The organism is Streptomyces otsuchiensis, assembly GCF_004305975.1.
Taxonomy (GTDB): domain Bacteria; phylum Actinomycetota; class Actinomycetes; order Streptomycetales; family Streptomycetaceae; genus Streptomyces; species Streptomyces otsuchiensis.
In genome coordinates this window covers 1-14,876 of sequence record NZ_BHZI01000151.1, presented here as the reverse complement: position 1 = coordinate 14,876, position 14,876 = coordinate 1, and the positions used below count along the sequence as shown (strand labels likewise).

16 protein-coding genes are annotated in these 14,876 nt (G+C 73.1%); 7 read left to right on the top strand and 9 right to left on the bottom strand.

The features are described 5' to 3' along the window. The first annotated feature begins 57 nt into the window (after positions 1 to 57). From E0D90_RS15745 to pssA, 3 genes are all read left to right on the top strand, one after another. Complete coding sequence (locus E0D90_RS15745; protein ID WP_103501144.1) at positions 58 to 1,065, top strand: HpcH/HpaI aldolase/citrate lyase family protein; 1,008 nt, start codon at positions 58 to 60, stop codon at positions 1,063 to 1,065. Between the two features lie 332 nt (positions 1,066 to 1,397). Further along, positions 1,398 to 2,045 (top strand): phosphatidylserine decarboxylase, encoded by a 648-nt coding sequence (locus tag E0D90_RS15740; protein ID WP_130798863.1) that lies wholly within the window; start codon positions 1,398 to 1,400, stop codon positions 2,043 to 2,045. Continuing rightward, positions 2,032 to 2,883, top strand: coding sequence for a CDP-diacylglycerol--serine O-phosphatidyltransferase (pssA, locus tag E0D90_RS15735; RefSeq protein ID WP_174856209.1), 852 nt, complete (start codon positions 2,032 to 2,034; stop codon positions 2,881 to 2,883). Before E0D90_RS15740 ends, pssA begins: the two co-directional genes overlap by 14 nt. 287 nt (positions 2,884 to 3,170) lie before the next feature. Here pssA and E0D90_RS15730 read toward each other — a convergent pair whose 3' ends face one another. From E0D90_RS15730 to E0D90_RS15710, 5 genes are all read right to left on the bottom strand, one after another. Then, positions 3,171 to 4,460, bottom strand: a complete 1,290-nt coding sequence (locus E0D90_RS15730; RefSeq protein WP_130798861.1) for an ABC transporter substrate-binding protein — start codon at positions 4,458 to 4,460, stop codon at positions 3,171 to 3,173. Continuing rightward, positions 4,457 to 5,629, bottom strand: coding sequence for a branched-chain amino acid ABC transporter permease (locus tag E0D90_RS15725; protein ID WP_374754091.1), 1,173 nt, complete (start codon positions 5,627 to 5,629; stop codon positions 4,457 to 4,459). Before E0D90_RS15725 ends, E0D90_RS15730 begins: the two co-directional genes overlap by 4 nt. Next, positions 5,622 to 6,512 carry a branched-chain amino acid ABC transporter permease gene (locus tag E0D90_RS15720; protein WP_103504709.1) on the bottom strand — a complete coding sequence of 297 codons (891 nt, stop codon included), beginning with the start codon at positions 6,510 to 6,512 and terminating at the stop codon, positions 5,622 to 5,624. Before E0D90_RS15720 ends, E0D90_RS15725 begins: the two co-directional genes overlap by 8 nt. Then, positions 6,509 to 7,327 (bottom strand): ABC transporter ATP-binding protein, encoded by an 819-nt coding sequence (locus E0D90_RS15715; RefSeq protein ID WP_130798865.1) that lies wholly within the window; start codon positions 7,325 to 7,327, stop codon positions 6,509 to 6,511. The genes E0D90_RS15720 and E0D90_RS15715 overlap by 4 nt, the downstream gene beginning before the upstream one ends. Before the next feature lie 71 nt (positions 7,328 to 7,398). After that, the gene (locus tag E0D90_RS15710; RefSeq protein WP_103504708.1) at positions 7,399 to 8,226 is read right to left on the bottom strand and encodes an ABC transporter ATP-binding protein; all 828 of its coding nucleotides are present in this window, start codon (positions 8,224 to 8,226) and stop codon (positions 7,399 to 7,401) included. Positions 8,227 to 8,496: 270 nt separating this feature from the next. Here E0D90_RS15710 and E0D90_RS15705 point away from each other — a divergent pair, with 270 nt between their 5' ends. The 3 genes from E0D90_RS15705 to E0D90_RS15695 all read left to right on the top strand — a co-directional run bounded on the left by E0D90_RS15705 (position 8,497) and on the right by E0D90_RS15695 (position 10,596). Then, the gene (locus E0D90_RS15705; protein WP_130798859.1) at positions 8,497 to 9,141 is read left to right on the top strand and encodes an MBL fold metallo-hydrolase; all 645 of its coding nucleotides are present in this window, start codon (positions 8,497 to 8,499) and stop codon (positions 9,139 to 9,141) included. Between the two features lie 89 nt (positions 9,142 to 9,230). Beyond that, complete coding sequence (locus tag E0D90_RS15700) at positions 9,231 to 10,025, top strand: exodeoxyribonuclease III (RefSeq protein ID WP_103504705.1); 795 nt, start codon at positions 9,231 to 9,233, stop codon at positions 10,023 to 10,025. A gap of 142 nt (positions 10,026 to 10,167) precedes the next feature. Next, complete coding sequence (locus E0D90_RS15695) at positions 10,168 to 10,596, top strand: DUF6278 family protein (RefSeq protein WP_103504704.1); 429 nt, start codon at positions 10,168 to 10,170, stop codon at positions 10,594 to 10,596. Positions 10,597 to 10,657: 61 nt separating this feature from the next. Here the strand turns inward: E0D90_RS15695 and E0D90_RS15690 are convergent, their stop codons facing one another. Both E0D90_RS15690 and E0D90_RS15685 read right to left on the bottom strand, forming a co-directional pair. Then, complete coding sequence (locus E0D90_RS15690) at positions 10,658 to 11,455, bottom strand: GntR family transcriptional regulator (RefSeq protein ID WP_130798857.1); 798 nt, start codon at positions 11,453 to 11,455, stop codon at positions 10,658 to 10,660. A 66-nt stretch (positions 11,456 to 11,521) separates the two neighbouring features. Beyond that, positions 11,522 to 12,265 (bottom strand): hypothetical protein, encoded by a 744-nt coding sequence (locus E0D90_RS15685; protein WP_130798855.1) that lies wholly within the window; start codon positions 12,263 to 12,265, stop codon positions 11,522 to 11,524. 90 nt (positions 12,266 to 12,355) lie between these two features. Between E0D90_RS15685 and E0D90_RS15680 the strand changes: the two genes are divergently transcribed. After that, positions 12,356 to 12,847 (top strand): HIT family protein, encoded by a 492-nt coding sequence (locus E0D90_RS15680; RefSeq protein WP_130798853.1) that lies wholly within the window; start codon positions 12,356 to 12,358, stop codon positions 12,845 to 12,847. A gap of 142 nt (positions 12,848 to 12,989) precedes the next feature. Here the strand turns inward: E0D90_RS15680 and E0D90_RS15675 are convergent, their stop codons facing one another. Next, entirely contained in the window at positions 12,990 to 13,565 is a 576-nt protein-coding gene (locus E0D90_RS15675; protein ID WP_227870250.1) for a snapalysin family zinc-dependent metalloprotease, read from the bottom strand. A gap of 306 nt (positions 13,566 to 13,871) precedes the next feature. Next, complete coding sequence (locus E0D90_RS15670; protein ID WP_130798849.1) at positions 13,872 to 14,795, bottom strand: carbohydrate kinase family protein; 924 nt, start codon at positions 14,793 to 14,795, stop codon at positions 13,872 to 13,874. Positions 14,796 to 14,876: the final 81 nt, after the last annotated feature.

Here is a 14,876-nt window from a genome sequence, read left to right as displayed (position 1 = left end):
CGCCCGGCCCGTCCCCGTCCCGTCGCACTCGTGCGGCGCCATGCCTGGAGGAATGCCATGACCGCCCCGTCCACCCCCGTCCCCGGCGGCAGCGACACTCCCGCCGGCGGTGCCGCGCGGCTGCGGCCCCGCCGCTCGTGCCTGGCGGTGCCGGGCAGCAACCCGCGGTTCCTGGAGAAGGCGCAGTCGCTCCCCGCCGACCAGGTCTTCCTGGACCTGGAGGACGCCTGTGCCCCGGTGGCGAAGGAGGGCGCGCGCCACGCGGTGGTGGAGGCGCTGAACGAGGGCGACTGGACGGGCAAGACCCGCGCGGTGCGGGTCAACGACTGGACCACGCACTGGGCCTACCGGGATGTGATCACGGTGGTCGAGGGCGCGGGCGAGCACCTGGACTGCGTGATGCTGCCGAAGGTGCAGGACGCCCGGCAGGTCGCCGCGCTGGACATGCTGCTGACACAGATCGAGAAGGGCATGGGGCTGCCGGTCGGCCGGATCGGCATCGAGGCGCAGATCGAGAACGCGCGCGGTCTGGTCGAGGTGGACGCCATCGCGGGCGCCTCGCCACGGCTGGAGACGGTGATCTTCGGCCCCGCCGACCTGATGGCCTCGGTGAACATGAGGTCGCTGGTGGTCGGGGAGCAGCCGCCCGGCTACCCGGCCGACGCCTACCACTACATCCTGATGCGCATCCTGATGGCCGCGCGCGCCCACGACCTCCAGCCGATCGACGGCCCGTACCTCGCGGTCCGCGACACCGAGCGGTTCCGGGAGGTGGCCGGCCGCTCGGCGGCGCTGGGCTTCGACGGCAAGTGGGTGCTGCACCCCTCGCAGATCGAGGCGGCCAACGAGATCTTCTCCCCCTCGCAGGAGGACTTCGACCACGCGGAGCTGATCCTCGACGCCTACGCGCACGCCACCTCGGCCGCCGGCGGCGCCAAGGGCTCGGTGATGCTGGGCGAGGAGATGATCGACGAGGCGAGCCGCAAGATGGCGCTGGTCGTCTCCGGCAAGGGCCGCGCCGCGGGGCTGCGGCGGACCTCCCGGTTCGAGCCACCGGTGGACTGACCACGCTTCCCCGACGCAGCGCCGTTCGTCACCCCGGGTGCACGCCCGGCGCCGCGTCGTGTCAGGACACGCCGCCCGCCGGACACTCTGTGTGACTGGCCGAGAGTTGACGGTTCACCGTGATCATGGCCGGGTAATGGCCGGAGGAGTGCCGCGAACCGGGCTGAACGCACCCATGGGGACGTTCCGCGTGGCGGAAAGTCCACCGCCCGGCCTGCAGTTATGGAAGCGGCCGATGCGACAGCTTGCTCCGTTACCCCTGACAGCCGATAGCATTCCTGGTGATCGCCCGTATTTCCGGGCGCGATCCCCTCCCGCTACGAAGGTCTCCCATGCCCCACCGCTCTCTCTCCGAAGAATCCGGCCGAGTGCGTTTCGCGCGCGGTGCATCCCCGTGGGTGCTGCCGACCGTCGCCACCGCGGCCGTCAGCCTCGCCAAGGCGCGGCGTTCCGGCCGCTGGGCCGCGGTCGCGGTGCCGACGACGGTGCTCGCGGCCGGCATGCTGTGGTTCTTCCGCGACCCCGACCGGGAGATCGCGACCGGCCGGGTCATCTCCCCGGCCGACGGGGTGGTGCAGTCGATCATGGAGTGGCCCGACGGCCGGACCCGCGTCGCCGTCTTCATGAGCCCGCTCAACGTGCACGTCAACCGGGCACCGGTGGCGGGCACGGTCTCCTCGCTCCAGCACATCCCCGGCGGCTACGTCCCCGCCTTCAACAAGGAGAGCGAGAACAACGAGCGGGTCGTCTGGCACTTCGACAGTGAGCTGGGCGACATCGAGATGGTGCAGATCGCGGGTACGGTGGCACGCCGGATCGTTCCGTACGTGCCGCAGGGCTGCAAGGTCGAACAGGGTGAACGGGTCGGCCTGATCCGCTTCGGTTCGCGCGTGGACGTCTACCTGCCCGAGGGCATCGAGCCGGCTGTCGAAGTCGGCCAGCCCACCACCGCGGGGGTGACTCGCCTTGACCGTGATTGACCGCAAGTCCCAGGACACCTGGGTTCCGGAGGACGACACGGACGATGACGACGACATGCCGCTGTCTCTGCGGCTGTCGATCGCCGACGCCCTGACCCTGGCCAACGCCACCTGTGGCTTCCTGGCCGTGTACTTCACCACCTCCGGCGTGCTGATCCCGCACCTGACCGGCACCGGTGACGTCGGCGTCGTCCGCAACAACGCCGCCACGGCGGTGCTGCTGATGCTGCTGGCCTCGATCTTCGACCTGTTCGACGGTCTGGTGGCGCGGAAGCTGCGCAGCTCGCCGATGGGCGCGGAGCTGGACAACCTCTCCGACCTGATCAGCTTCGGCCTGGCGCCGGCGTACTTCGTGCTGGTCTGGGGCATGGTCGTCGGCGACATCCACGAGCCGCTGTCCGCCCTGGCCGCGATCGTGGTGCTGCTGGCGGTGATCCTGCGCCTGGCCCGGTTCTCGTGCGTGTCCATGCCCAACGGGGTCTTCCAGGGGATGCCCTGCCCGTTCGGCGCGCTGACCGTGGTCTCCATCGTGCTGCTGGAGCTGCCGTTCGTCCCGACGCTGCTGGCGATCGTCGGTGTGGCCTGGCTGATGGTCAGCCGGGTCGAGTACCCCAAGCCGCGCGGTCCGCTGGCCGGTGCCATGCTGGCCTGGATCACGCTGTGCATGGGGATGCTGACCGCCTGGGCGTTCGACGCCCCCGGCGGCGAGCTGATGCTGCAGACCGCCTGCTCCATGCAGGTCGTGCTGGCAGCGGTGATCCCGCTGTTCGCCACCGCCCGCCGGGTCTACGCGATCCGCGACAACCGGCGCGAGTCCCGCGCCACCGCGGCGCAGTAGCCCGCGGCGGCCCCGTGGGGCCGCCACCTTCGCGACAGGGGCCGGGGCGGTCCGGGAGTGAGTTCTCCCGGACCGCCCCGGCCCTTCGCCGTGGTCGGGCACCACGCGGGACGGCCCGCGGGGCGCCCACAGCGGGCCGCGCCGCACAGCTGCCCGGGCCGCAGGCCACCGCCGGCCCACGGCCCCGCCACGGCCGCCGCGCGGGCCGGCCGTGGCGGACACACGGCGATGCCGGCCGCTCCCCCGACGGGGAGCGACCGGCATCACACGTGGCGCCGCGCCTGCTGTCAGCCGCGCGGGAAGCCCTCGGCGAGGTCCGAGACGAAGCCCTCGGCCTCGACGACCAGGCCACCGGGGGCCTCGGCGTCCGGCTTGAGGATGTAGCTCTCCAGCGAGGACGGGGCGTCGGGGGCGGAGAAGTCGTTGACGACGCCGAACCCGTTGTCGTAGGCGTTGAGTTCGCCGAAGGCGGCCGCCACGCCCTCCCGGCTGAGGTCACCCGCGTCGCAGGCGCCGCGCAGCGCCTCGGTGAACAGCTCCATCGCGCCGTACCCGGCGACCACACCCATGTCGAGCACCGCGTCGGGGAACTCCGCCGTGTACGCCTCGGCGAGGGTGGCGGGCGCCGACTCGTCGGACCCGATCGGCAGCGACGGGGCGGCGATGTAGAACTCGCCGAGCAGCGCCGGGGCCGCCTCCGTCGCCAGCAGCTGCGGGGCGAAGGCCGAGTTGTTGCCGACGATCGGGACGCCGAGACCGGCGGCCGCCGCCACCCCGGCGACCGACGCCGCCTGGCGCGGGCCCGCGCTGACGATGATCGCCGAGACACCGTCCCGGGCGAGGGCGGTGACCTGCGCGGTCATGTCCTCGTCGGTCGGCTTGATCGCCTGGCCGACGACCGTCAGCCCGACCTGCTCGGCGGCGTACTCGGCGCCTTCCAGGGCGTTCTCGCCGTAGTCGCCCTCGAAGTAGACGTGCCCGATGGAGTCGCCCTCGGAGAGCCCCTTCTCGTTCATCAGGAAGTCGATCGCGTTGATCGTCTCGATGTCGTAGGTGGTGCCGATCATGTGGATGTACTCGCTGCCCAGCAGCGACGCCGTCCAAGCCTGGGCGATCACCGTCGTCTGGTTGGCGTCGATGCTGTCCTTGGCGGCCGCGACGTAGGGCGAGCCGATGAACTGGGAGAAGCCGATGACGTCCGGCTCCAGCTCGGCGTAGAAGGTGCCCGCCTGTCCGGCGTCGTAGGCGTGGTCGCGCACCACCAGTTCCAGGTCGCGCTCGCACACGCCGCCCGCCGCGTTGGCCTCCTTGACGTACAGCTGCTGGCCCTGGGTGACGCTGGCACCCAGGGTGGCGTAGGCGGCGGTCATGTCGGTGAGGGCGCCGACGGTGATGGTGTCGTCGCCGACGCCTGGCCCGGTGACGAGCTCGTCGCCCTCGCTCGCCGTGTCGCCCGAGCCGCCGGAGCCACCGCCGCCGTCGTCCTCGGCCTTGCCGCTGCACGCCGTCAGGGTGAGCGCCACCGCCGTCGCGGCGGCCACGGCCACCGCGGGGAGTCCGCGTCGCTTGCTGTTCATCTGGGAACCTCCTCGTTCCGTTGGGTATCCGGTCCGGCCTCGCCGGCCGGGCGGCGCGCCCGTTGTCGCGCTCGCCAGGCGGCCGGCAGTCGCGCCAGTCCGCCGGGCAGGAACAGCACCGCGGCCACCACGGCTCCGCCGTAGAGGAAGCGGGAGACCTCTCCCGGGGCGAAGCCGCCGCCGGTTCCCGGCGCGGTCACCAGGGGCAGGGCCTCGCTGTAGCGGGTGAGGATCAGCGGGGTCATGGAGACGAAGGTCGCGCCGAGCACCGCTCCGCCGACCGACCCGAGGCCCCCGATGACGATCATCGCCAGGTACTCCAGGGAGAGCACGATGGAGAAGTAGGTGGGCACGGTCCGTTCGAAGACCAGCGCCAGCAGCACCCCGGCGAGGCCCGCGTACATCGACGAGATCACGAAGACCATGCCCCGGTAGCGGGCCACCGGCACACCCATGACGCCCGCCGCGATCTGGTGGTCCCGGATGGCGTTCATCGCCCGGCCGGGCCGTCCGCGCAGCACACCGCGGGCGAAGAGCACACAGCCCAGCAGCAGCACCAGGCCGACGTACCAGAGCTTCTCCATCGCCTGGAACGGCACACCCGCGACCACGATCCGCTCGGCGTCGAAGACGAAGCCGAAGACCTCCAGCCGGGGCACCACCCGGCCGTTGAAGCCACCCGTCAGGTCGTGGGCGTTGAACAGCACGTGCTGCCCGATGAAGATCAGCGCCAGGGTCGCGATGCCCAGGTAGGCGCCGCGCAGCCGGCCCGCGATCGGGGAGAACAGCCCTCCGGCCACCCCGGTGAGGAGCACGGCCAGCACCACGGCCAGCAGCGGTGGCAGCCCGAGGCCGGTCGCGGGACCGTCCGGGTCACCGGCCAGGACGCAGTAGCCGTAGGCGCCCATGGCGAGGAAGAACGCGTGGCCGAGGGAGAGCTGCCCGGTCGAGCCGGAGAGCATGTTGAGTCCGATGGCGCCGATCGCCGCCGCCATCGCCAGCAGTCCGGTCCGCAGCCAGAACGTCTCCAGGTAGAACGGGAAGGCCAGCAGCGCCAAGCCGATCGCCAGCCACACGACCGGCACCAGCCAGCGTCCGGAGCCGGCTCCGCTCCCGGCGGCCGCGGGCGGCCGCAGTCCCTCGCGCACCTTCGTCAGCAGGTCAGACACGCGACAGCTCCCTCGTGCCGAAGAGTCCGGCGGGCCGGATCAGCAGGACCAGGACCATCACCAGGTAGGGGGCCAGCTCCCCGATGCCGTTCCCCAGGAAGGACAGTTCGCTCTGGTAGCCGGTGGCCAGCGCCTGGGTGACTCCGACGGTCAGGCCGCCGACCAGGGCGCCGGTGGTGGAGTCCAGCCCGCCGATGATCGCGGCGGGGAACGCCTTCAGCGCGATCAGTCCGGTGTCGCGGTCGAGCCCGGTGGTCGGGAAGACCGAGAGGAACAGGGCGGCCACCGCGGCGAGCGCCCCGGCGACGCCCCAGGCGGACGCCGACACCCAGCCCAGCCGGACGCCCATCAGAGCCGCCGTCTCGCGGTTCTCGGCGGCGGCGCGCATCGCCACCCCCCAGGTCGTGTAGCGGAAGGCGACCAGGAACAGCGTGATCAGCGCGGCGGCGGTGACGAAGGCCGCGATCCGTGTCTGCGGCACGCTGATCGGGCCGAGCGAGACCATCGCCGAGCCCCACGGGTCGCCGTAGCTGAAGATCTTCGGCCCGATCCGGCGGGCGAACTCGGTGATCAGGACGATGTCGATCCCGATGGTGACGATCGCCAGCACGCTGTGGTCACGGCCTCGGTACCGGCGGATGACGAGGAACTCCAGCAGCATGCCCAGCGCGGCGGCACCCGCGACCCCGACGAGCAGCGCCGGCCAGAAGCCGATGTGCTCCCGGCTGAGTACGGCGAAGTAGCCTCCGGCCAGCAGCAGCGAGGCGTGGGCGAAGTTCACCACCTCGGTCGACTTGTAGATGATGACGAAGCCGAGGGCGATCAGCGCGTAGACCGATCCCAACGAGACACCGGTCGCCAGCAGTTCGAGGAAGGTGGTCATCGCGTCTCTCCCCTGTCGTCGTCGCCGGGGCCGGCCGGGGCTTCCTCGTCCCGGTCGCCTGCGGCGTCCGCGCCGAGGTAGGCGCGCAGTACGTCGGGGTCGTTCTGCACCTGCTCGGGCGGGCCGTCGGCGATACGGCGGCCGAAGTCCAGGACGGTCACCCGGTCCGCGAGGCGCATCACCACACCCATGTCGTGCTCGACCAGCAGCACCGACAGCCCGAGGCTGTCCCGGACGGAGGAGATGACGCCCGCCGCGTGCCGGCGCTCGGTGGGGGTCATCCCCGCGATCGGCTCGTCCAGGAGAAGCACCTCCGGCTCCATGCACAGCGCCCGGCCCAGTTCGACCGTCTTCTGCAGCCCGTACGGCAGCACCCCGGCCGGGTGGTCGAGATAGGGCTCCAGCCCGAGGAAGGCCGCGATCTCCCGCATCCGGTCGCGGTGCCGCGCCGCCTCGCGGGTCGCGGAGGGCAGCCGCAGCCCGGTGGCGAGGAAGCCGGCGCGGGTCAGCCGGTGGCGGCCGAGCAGCAGGGTGTCGGCCACGGTGGCGTGCTGGGAGAGCGCGAGGTTCTGGAAGGTGCGGGCGACACCGAGGCCGGCGATCCGTTCCGGCGCCATCCGGGTCAGCTCGTGCTCGCCGAGCCGCACACTGCCGGCGGCGGCGCGGTAGACACCGGAGAGGACGTTGAAGCAGGTGGACTTGCCGGCGCCGTTGGGCCCGATCAGGGCGTGGATCGAGCCGGGCGCCACGGTGAAGGAGACGGTGTCCAGCGCGGTCAGCCCGGCGAAGCGCACCGTCAGTCCGGACACCTCCAGGGCGCGCGGCGCCGCGGCGTCCGCCGGGGCCCGGTTGTCCGCGCCCGTCCCGGCGCCGGCGCTCGCGGCGCTCACGCGGTCCACCGGGTCAGCGGCGGGTGCGCGGCGACGCCGGCGTCCTCGGCGGCGATCCCGGCCGCCGCGTCGGCGGCCGCCTCCTCGTCCGCCACTCCGAGGTAGCGGCGCCGCACCTCGTCGCTGGCGGAGAGCTCCTCGGCGGTTCCGGAGAGGGCGACCTCGCCGGTCTCCAGGACCACGGCGTGCGAGGCGAGCCGCAGCGCCAGCGACGCGTTCTGCTCGACCAGCAGCACCGTGGTGCCCTGGGTGTTGATCTCACGGACCGTCTCGGCGATGCGGGCGGCCATCATCGGCGCGAGGCCGAGCGAGGGCTCGTCGAGCAGCAGCAGCCGGGGTCTGGCCATGAGCGCCCGGCCCATCGCCAGCATCTGCTGCTCTCCTCCGGAGAGCAGCCCGGCACGCTGCTGGGCGCGGTCGGCGAGCACGGGGAACAGTTCGTGGACGCGGTTGCGTGCCGCCTGCTGGGCCGCGCGGTCACCGCGCCGCCCCAGGGCTCCGGCGCGGAGGTTGTCGGCGACCGTCATCCGGGCGAAGACCTGCCGCCCCTCGGGGACCTGCACCACCCCGGCGGCGACGACGCTCGCGGCGGGTCGCCCGTCCAGCCGGGCCCCGTCGTACTCGACGGTGCCGCCGGTGACGGCGCCGCCGTGGAAGCGCAGCGTTCCCGAGAGCGCCCGCAGCAGCGTGGACTTGCCCGCGCCGTTACCGCCGAGCACCGCCGTGACCGCGCCGTCGGGCACGTCCAGGGAGACATCGGTCAGTGCGCGCACCGGTCCGTAACCGGCGTTCAGCCCCCGCACCCGCAAATCAGCGGCCCCCATCGGCCACCCCCTTCAAGCGTGTTGGGACACCACAGCACCGCGCCCGGTCGCCGTCCAGAGAGGTTCCGTCACTCGCTGCCGGTGACCAACGAGTAACCACCCGCGTTGTGCGGCTGCACAGTTCGGGCCGTGAGCACGGGCGATGTCCCCGGGGCGCCCGGCACCGGCACCGACACCGGGCGCGCCGGAACGTCCGCCGCGCGGGTGCGGCCCGGCGCGGGCGGTCGGACCTCCGCCCGACTGTCCGCGGGCCGGGGCACAATGGCCCGCATGGAGCTCACCAAACAGGGGCACTCATGCGTGCGGCTGACCAAGGACGGCCGCACCCTGGTCATCGACCCGGGCGCCTTCAGCGAGGAGGACGCCGCGCTGGGCGCGGAGGCGGTGCTCGTCACCCACGAGCACCCCGACCACTTCGACGAGGGCAGACTGCGTGCCGCGCTGGAGGCCGATCCGGCCACCGAGATCTGGACGCTGCCCGCCGTCGCCGGCCGGCTGTCCGCGGCCTTCCCCGGCCGGATCCGGACGGTCGGTCACGGCGACACCTTCCGTGCGGCCGGGTTCGACGTGGAGGTCCACGGCGAGCTGCACGCGGTGATCCACCCGGACATCCCCCGTGTCACCAACGTCGGGTTCGTACTGGACGCCGCGGTGTTCCATCCCGGGGACGCGCTCACCGTCCCGGACCGGCCGGTGGAGAACCTGCTGCTGCCGATGCACGCGCCGTGGAACAAGTTCTCCGAGGTCGTCGACTACGTGCGTGAGGTCGGGCCCGCCCGTGCCCTGGCCGTGCACGACGGTCTGCTGGGGGAGTTCGGCCACGCCGTCTACGGCCGTCAGCTCGGGCCGCAGGGCCCGGGGCTCGGGGGAGCCGAGTACACCCGGCTGCTCCCCGGGCAGCGGCTGACCCTCTGACCGTCCCGCCCGCCGCCCGCAGCAGCGTCCTCGCCACCGTCCCGCACCACACCGCACGTACCGGCCCGCCCGAGAGATCACGAGACCACATGCGCATCGCCACCTGGAACGTCAACTCGATCACCTCCCGACTCCCCCGGCTGCTGGCCTGGCTGGAATCCAGCGGCACGGACGTGCTGTGCGTGCAGGAACTCAAGTGCGGGGCGGAGGCGTTCCCGGACGGGCCGCTGCGCGACCTCGGTTACGAGGCCGCCGCCCACGGCACCGGCCGCTGGAACGGCGTCGCGGTGATCTCCCGGGTGGGGCTCACCGACGTGGTGACCGGTCTGCCCGGACAGCCGGCCTACGAGGGCACCGTCGAGCCCCGTGCCGTGAGCGCGGTCTGCGGGGGCGTCAAGGTGTGGTCGGTCTATGTGCCCAACGGCCGCGAGGTCGGACACCCGCACTACGCCTACAAGTTGGAGTGGCTGGGCGCGCTGCGCGAAGCGGTGGCGGCCGATGCCGCCGCCGGCACGCCGTTCGCCGTGCTGGGCGACTACAACATCGCGCCCACCGACGAGGACGTCTGGGACATCGGGCAGTTCGAGAACGCCACCCATGTGACCGCGCCCGAGCGGGAGGCGCTGACCGCGCTGCGCGGGACCGGCCTGTCCGACGTGGTGCCACGCCCGCTCAAGTACGACCACCCCTTCACCTACTGGGACTACCGGATGCTGGGCTTCCCGAAGAACAAGGGCATGCGGATCGACCTGGTCTACGGCAACGCCCCGTTCGCGGGTGCTGTCCGGGACTCCTACGTCGACCGTGAGGAGCGCAAGGGCAAGGGCGCCTCGGACCACGCTCCGGTAGTCGTCGATCTCGACCTCGCGGCGGACGGCGGCTGACGCGTCAGCCGTGCGCCGGGTGCGGGTGCCCGGTGCCCGGTGCCGGAGGCCGTATGCCCGTCGGCGCCCCCGGGGTGCCAGAACACAGCTGCGAACGCCGTGGCGGTGGCCGGGCGGGCGCCCCGGGTGCGACCCTGGGGGGATGAAGCTCCCGTTCCTGGACAAGTGGCGTCGTCACCCGGGCGCGGCACGGTCCGTCGGCGCCTGGTCCGATCCGGAGGGTGTGGCGCAGCTGCTCTCCGAGTGCGAACTGCTGCGAACCCGCGCCGAGACGGCGGGGCTGCGGCTGCGGGACACCCCCCGGTCGCTCGCCGAACTCGACCAGCTCCAGCCCCGGTGGCGCGAGGACCCGGAGGAGCTGCCGTGGCTGGGCAACGACGCGGGACTGTACCTGGGCACGGTCATCGTGCGCACCGTTCCGGGCACCCGCTGGGCCCGGGACGCGGAGGGCGGTCCGGTGGTGGTGATGGACTCCGGCCGGGAGATCGACGTGGTCCGGGCGGGCCGGGACTGGGCGGACTCCGGCACCCCCGAACTCTCGCAGGTGTACGCCGAGGTCGCCGAGGACTGAGCGCTCCCCGGCGGTCTGCGGGCCGCAGACCACAGACCACAGGCCGCGGACCGCCAACCGGTCAGAGGGTGTCGGCCGTCCCCTGTGGCGCGGCGAGGTCGATGGGGTACTCGAGCCGCCAGCGGTCACCGCGGATCACCGTCTCGGAGGTCTCCACGGGCCGGTACCGCTCGTCGAAGTGGGTCCGTTCGACCACGGTGACGCTCTGGCCGGGCGAACAGCCGAGGGACTCGGCCTCCGGCGTCGACGCGGGCCGTGAGCCGACGGTCTCGCGTGCCCGCACCACGCGGATGCCGATGGCGGCGAACCGGCCGGGGACTCCGCAGCGGGCGTAGGGACCTCGGTCGGGGTAGGCGACCTCGGTGCCCTCGGTCAGGGCCAGCGGTTCCCAGCTGGTGGAGAGCTGGAGCGGCCGCCGGTCCGCCAGGAACTCGTACTCTGTGCGCACCACCGGGTCGCCCGGGGTGAGGCCCAGCCGCTCGGCGACGGCCGGGGACGCGGTGCCGGCCTCGGAGACCGCCTCCCACACCAGGTGCGGGAGCCCTGCGCCGTCGTGGCCCCGGCCGGCGCCGTTGACGCTGATCCGGGCCGCCAGCGGTGTGTCCACGGCGTGCGGGGCCCGCACCAGGGTGCCGATCGGCATCCGGTCGCTGACGAAGACGCCCCGGCCGAACTGGCCCACGGCGTAACCGGCCGCCTTCAGCACGCGGACGGCGCGGTCCACCGTCTGGTCACTGGCGTCGTACGCGCGCTTGAGTTCGGTCCGCGACGGTATCCGGTCACCGACCTCCAGCGTGCCGTCGTCGATCCGCCTCCGCAGGTCGTCGGCGATCCGCTGGTACACGGGACGGGTGTCCATCCTGATCCCCTCTCGCACTCGGCCTCTCGCGTCGGCCGCGACGGGGACAGGCTACGTGACGCCGTGTCAGAGCTGCTTACTCGTGGTGAGCTTGGGCCGGGGCGTAGTGGCCTCCTTGGTGACATCTCCGATCATCTCCACCACGTCGGGCCCGTACGCCTGCGAGTTCACGACCCGCAGCAGCAGGACGAAGTTGCCCCGGGAACCGTGCTTTCGGGCCAGTCTCTGGTGGTGCTTGGCCAGATACCGGACCGCGGCCTGGTGGGTGATGGAGCGCTGTCCGCAGGCGAGGAAGACCGGCCGGCCCTCCTGTCCGGCGGTGAGCCGGGCGAGCAGCACGTGTTCGACCGATCCGTTCTCCAGCCGGTGGCGCTCGGTGCCGATGGTGAAGGCACCGCGGTCCGGTCCTGGCGCGCTGTCGGTGTTGACCGAGACTCCCGGGAGGAGGCTGTGCAGATGGGCCGCCATGCGCCGGGACCCGGTCGGGCCGCCGAGGCAGATCTCGGTCCGTTCGCCGAACCCCTGCTGCGGGGTGTCACCCGACATCACCTGGGCGTTGGCTCCACAGGCCTTGATGACCGAGGCCAGTTCCAGCAGCGCGAAGACGTCGTTGCGCGCCACCGCGCCGTCGGCGCCGGTGTCACGGCTGACCACCAGCAGGCACTCGGAGTTGTCGGGCAGCCCGAAGAACTGCTGCTTGCGGCGGAGCGCGTGCTGGTACAGGTAGCCGCGCAGGAACCAGCCGCCCGCCGCGGCGATCACCGCGGCCGCGGTGACGGCGGTGACGAGGATGACAGTGTCGTGGCTCATGGCCCGGGACCCTACCGGCGGACCACACTCGTGTTCGACCCCGGCGGCCACCGGCGGGGGCGCCGGGGCCTGTGGATAGGGTGGGCGGCCATGGACGAGAGCTGGCGCGCGGACCGGACAGCGAGCGCCCTGCGGGGCGGGAACCCCACGGTGCTGCGCAGGCTGGGAGCGGGCTTCGCCGTGATCGGCGACACCCAGTTCCTTCCCGGGTACGCGGTGCTGCTGGGTGAGGACCCGGACGTGCGGCGGCTGGCCGAACTGCCCCGCGAGCGGCGCCTGGCGTTCCTCGCCGACCTGGACCTGCTCGCCGAGGCCGTGGAGAGGGCCTGCCGTCGGCTGGACCCGGGGTTCTCCCGGGTCAACATCGAACTCCTCGGCAACTCCGACGAGTTCCTGCACGCCCATGTCTGGCCGCGCTATTCCTGGGAGCCGGCGGAGCTGACCCGCCGCCCGGTGTGGCTCTATCCGGAGGAGCGGTGGACGGATCCGTTCTTCGCCCTGGCGCCGCGCCACGATCCGCTGCGTGCCGCGATCGGCGAGGCACTGGACGCGCTCCGCCGGGTGGACACCTCGGCGCGCTGAGCGGCATCACCGCCCGGCGGGCGCGCGGCTTCGGCCCGACCGGTGCGCGGACCGGGCCCGTTCCGCGCACGGCTCCGCCCGCCACCGGCGGCTGTGCCGGGACCGGTGGCGGGCGGAGTGGGAGTGGGGCCGGGAGCGGCGGTCAGCGCACGGCGGCCGGGGCGCCCTCGGCGTGGAAGGTGCGCGCCGGGGCGATCAGCGAACCGGCGAAGTAGCGCTCGACGGCGGAGCGTTCCGAGGCGTTGGGGTAGGGGTTGGTACAGGAGACTCCGGCCGTGGAGCCGGACATCAGGCTGGAGCACGGGCCGGGCTTGATGTCGGGCAGCCCGAGGATGTGGCCGAACTCGTGGGAGGCGATCCGCACGGTGTTGTAGCCCTCGTTGACGGCCTGCCGCCCCATCCAGACGGTGCCGTTGCCGAGGCTGGTGCGCTGGGCGCGCGGCCAGCCGTTGTCGGCGACGACGCGCACGTTGGCGCGCTGGCCGGACTGGACCTGCACGAGCCGTACGTTGCTGACGGTCGCGTTCCAGGCGGCGGCGCCCTGGTGGACGGCGGAGGTGAACTCCGCCGCGCCACTGACGTCGTAGGTCACCACACGGGCGGCGAGGGTCTGCTCGCCGTCCCCCGCGGTGGATGCGGCGAACGCCTGTCCGGTGGTCCAGGTCAGTGCCACGACCAGCAGGGCGACGAGCGCCCGGGCTGCTTTGCTGGCGATCACGGTCAGCCTCCTGAGGGTGCCGGAGCGGGTGGTTCCGGCGGAGTGGGGAGAGACGGAGGGGAATCGCGGGGCATTGACGATCATGCCCATGCCATTTCCCTCTACGTGGTTGCCCAGAGCACGCTGTGCGCAACCGGCGTGCGCCCGGGACGGCGAAAACGCGCCCGCCGCACGCCCGAATGCGGGCATGCGGCGGGCGGGTACGGGCGTCGGCAGCGGGCAGGTGGAGTGGCAGCGGGCGACCTGCCAGAGATGCCCGCGGCTCCCACGCGCCGGGAGGAGTCCCGGGGGCGCTCCTCCGGCGGATCAGCCGAGCGCCGCCGCCAGTTCGGCGGCGTCCGGCGGGTTGGCCCCGGCGCGGCCGACGGTGAGGGCCGCGGCGGCGGCCGCGGTGCCCAGGACACTCTCCAGTCCGGCGGCGTCCAACGCGGCCAGCCGCGTCCGCCCGGCCGCGCCCAGCGCGCCGAGCCCGGCGAGGGCGTGCAGCGTTCCCGACATGAAGGCGTCACCGGCACCGACCGTGTCGGCCACCGTCACCGGCACCGAGGGGATCTCGCGCGTCTGCCCGGCGGTGACGGCCAGGGCGCCGTCCGCGCCCCGGGTGACCAGCACCAGGGTGGCGCCCAGCGCCACCCAGGAGCGGGCGACCTCCAGCGGGGGCCGGCCGGGATAGAGCCACTCCAGGTCCTCGTCGCTGGCCTTGGTGACGTCGCTGAGCCCCACGCACCTCTCCACCCGCGCGACGGCGGCCGGGTGGTCGCCCATCAGGTCGGGGCGCACGTTCGGGTCGTAGCTGACGGAGGCCGTTCCGGCGGCGCCGCGCACCGCCTTCTCCACGACGGAGGCACCGGGCTCGCTGATCGCGGCGATGGAACCGGTGTGCAGGTGCCGCGGCGGCTCCCCGGCCGGTGGCGCCCCGAGGCTCCACTCGATGTCGAAGCGGTACTCCGCCTTGCCCTCGGCGTCGAGGGTGGCGATGGCGGACGGGGTGCGGGAGGACCGTTCGGCGCGGACGGTGACACCCGCCGACGTCAGATGGGCGTCGATCAGACGGCCGTTGGCGTCGTCGCCGAGCTGGGTGACCAGCGTCGCGGAGTGGCCCAGCCGGGCCAGGCCGTAGGCGACGTTGGCCGGGCTCCCCCCGGGGTGCACCCGGTCGGGCTCGCCGGGGCGGCGGACGATGTCGGCGACGCACTCGCCGACCACCACGAAGGCCGAGCTCACAGCCATCACCTCTCCTGTCGAACGGACGCACCGCAGTATGCCAGCCCTCCGGCCGGCGCCCCCGGCCGGAGGGCTGGCATACTGCGG

What these genes read in the sequence shown, in the direction of transcription:
- E0D90_RS15690 (WP_130798857.1), bottom strand. Translation starts at nt 11,455, where the DNA reads ATGGACACCCGTCCCGTGTACCAGCGGATCGCCGACGACCTGCGGAGG.
- E0D90_RS15700 (WP_103504705.1), top strand. Translation starts at nt 9,231, where the DNA reads ATGCGCATCGCCACCTGGAACGTCAACTCGATCACCTCCCGACTCCCC.
- E0D90_RS15740 (WP_130798863.1), top strand. Translation starts at nt 1,398, where the DNA reads ATGCCCCACCGCTCTCTCTCCGAAGAATCCGGCCGAGTGCGTTTCGCG.
- E0D90_RS15720 (WP_103504709.1), bottom strand. Translation starts at nt 6,512, where the DNA reads ATGACCACCTTCCTCGAACTGCTGGCGACCGGTGTCTCGTTGGGATCG.
- E0D90_RS15705 (WP_130798859.1), top strand. Translation starts at nt 8,497, where the DNA reads ATGGAGCTCACCAAACAGGGGCACTCATGCGTGCGGCTGACCAAGGAC.
- E0D90_RS15730 (WP_130798861.1), bottom strand. Translation starts at nt 4,460, where the DNA reads ATGAACAGCAAGCGACGCGGACTCCCCGCGGTGGCCGTGGCCGCCGCG.
- E0D90_RS15695 (WP_103504704.1), top strand. Translation starts at nt 10,168, where the DNA reads ATGAAGCTCCCGTTCCTGGACAAGTGGCGTCGTCACCCGGGCGCGGCA.
- E0D90_RS15685 (WP_130798855.1), bottom strand. Translation starts at nt 12,265, where the DNA reads ATGAGCCACGACACTGTCATCCTCGTCACCGCCGTCACCGCGGCCGCG.
- E0D90_RS15745 (WP_103501144.1), top strand. Translation starts at nt 58, where the DNA reads ATGACCGCCCCGTCCACCCCCGTCCCCGGCGGCAGCGACACTCCCGCC.
- E0D90_RS15680 (WP_130798853.1), top strand. Translation starts at nt 12,356, where the DNA reads ATGGACGAGAGCTGGCGCGCGGACCGGACAGCGAGCGCCCTGCGGGGC.
- E0D90_RS15710 (WP_103504708.1), bottom strand. Translation starts at nt 8,226, where the DNA reads ATGGGGGCCGCTGATTTGCGGGTGCGGGGGCTGAACGCCGGTTACGGA.
- E0D90_RS15670 (WP_130798849.1), bottom strand. Translation starts at nt 14,795, where the DNA reads ATGGCTGTGAGCTCGGCCTTCGTGGTGGTCGGCGAGTGCGTCGCCGAC.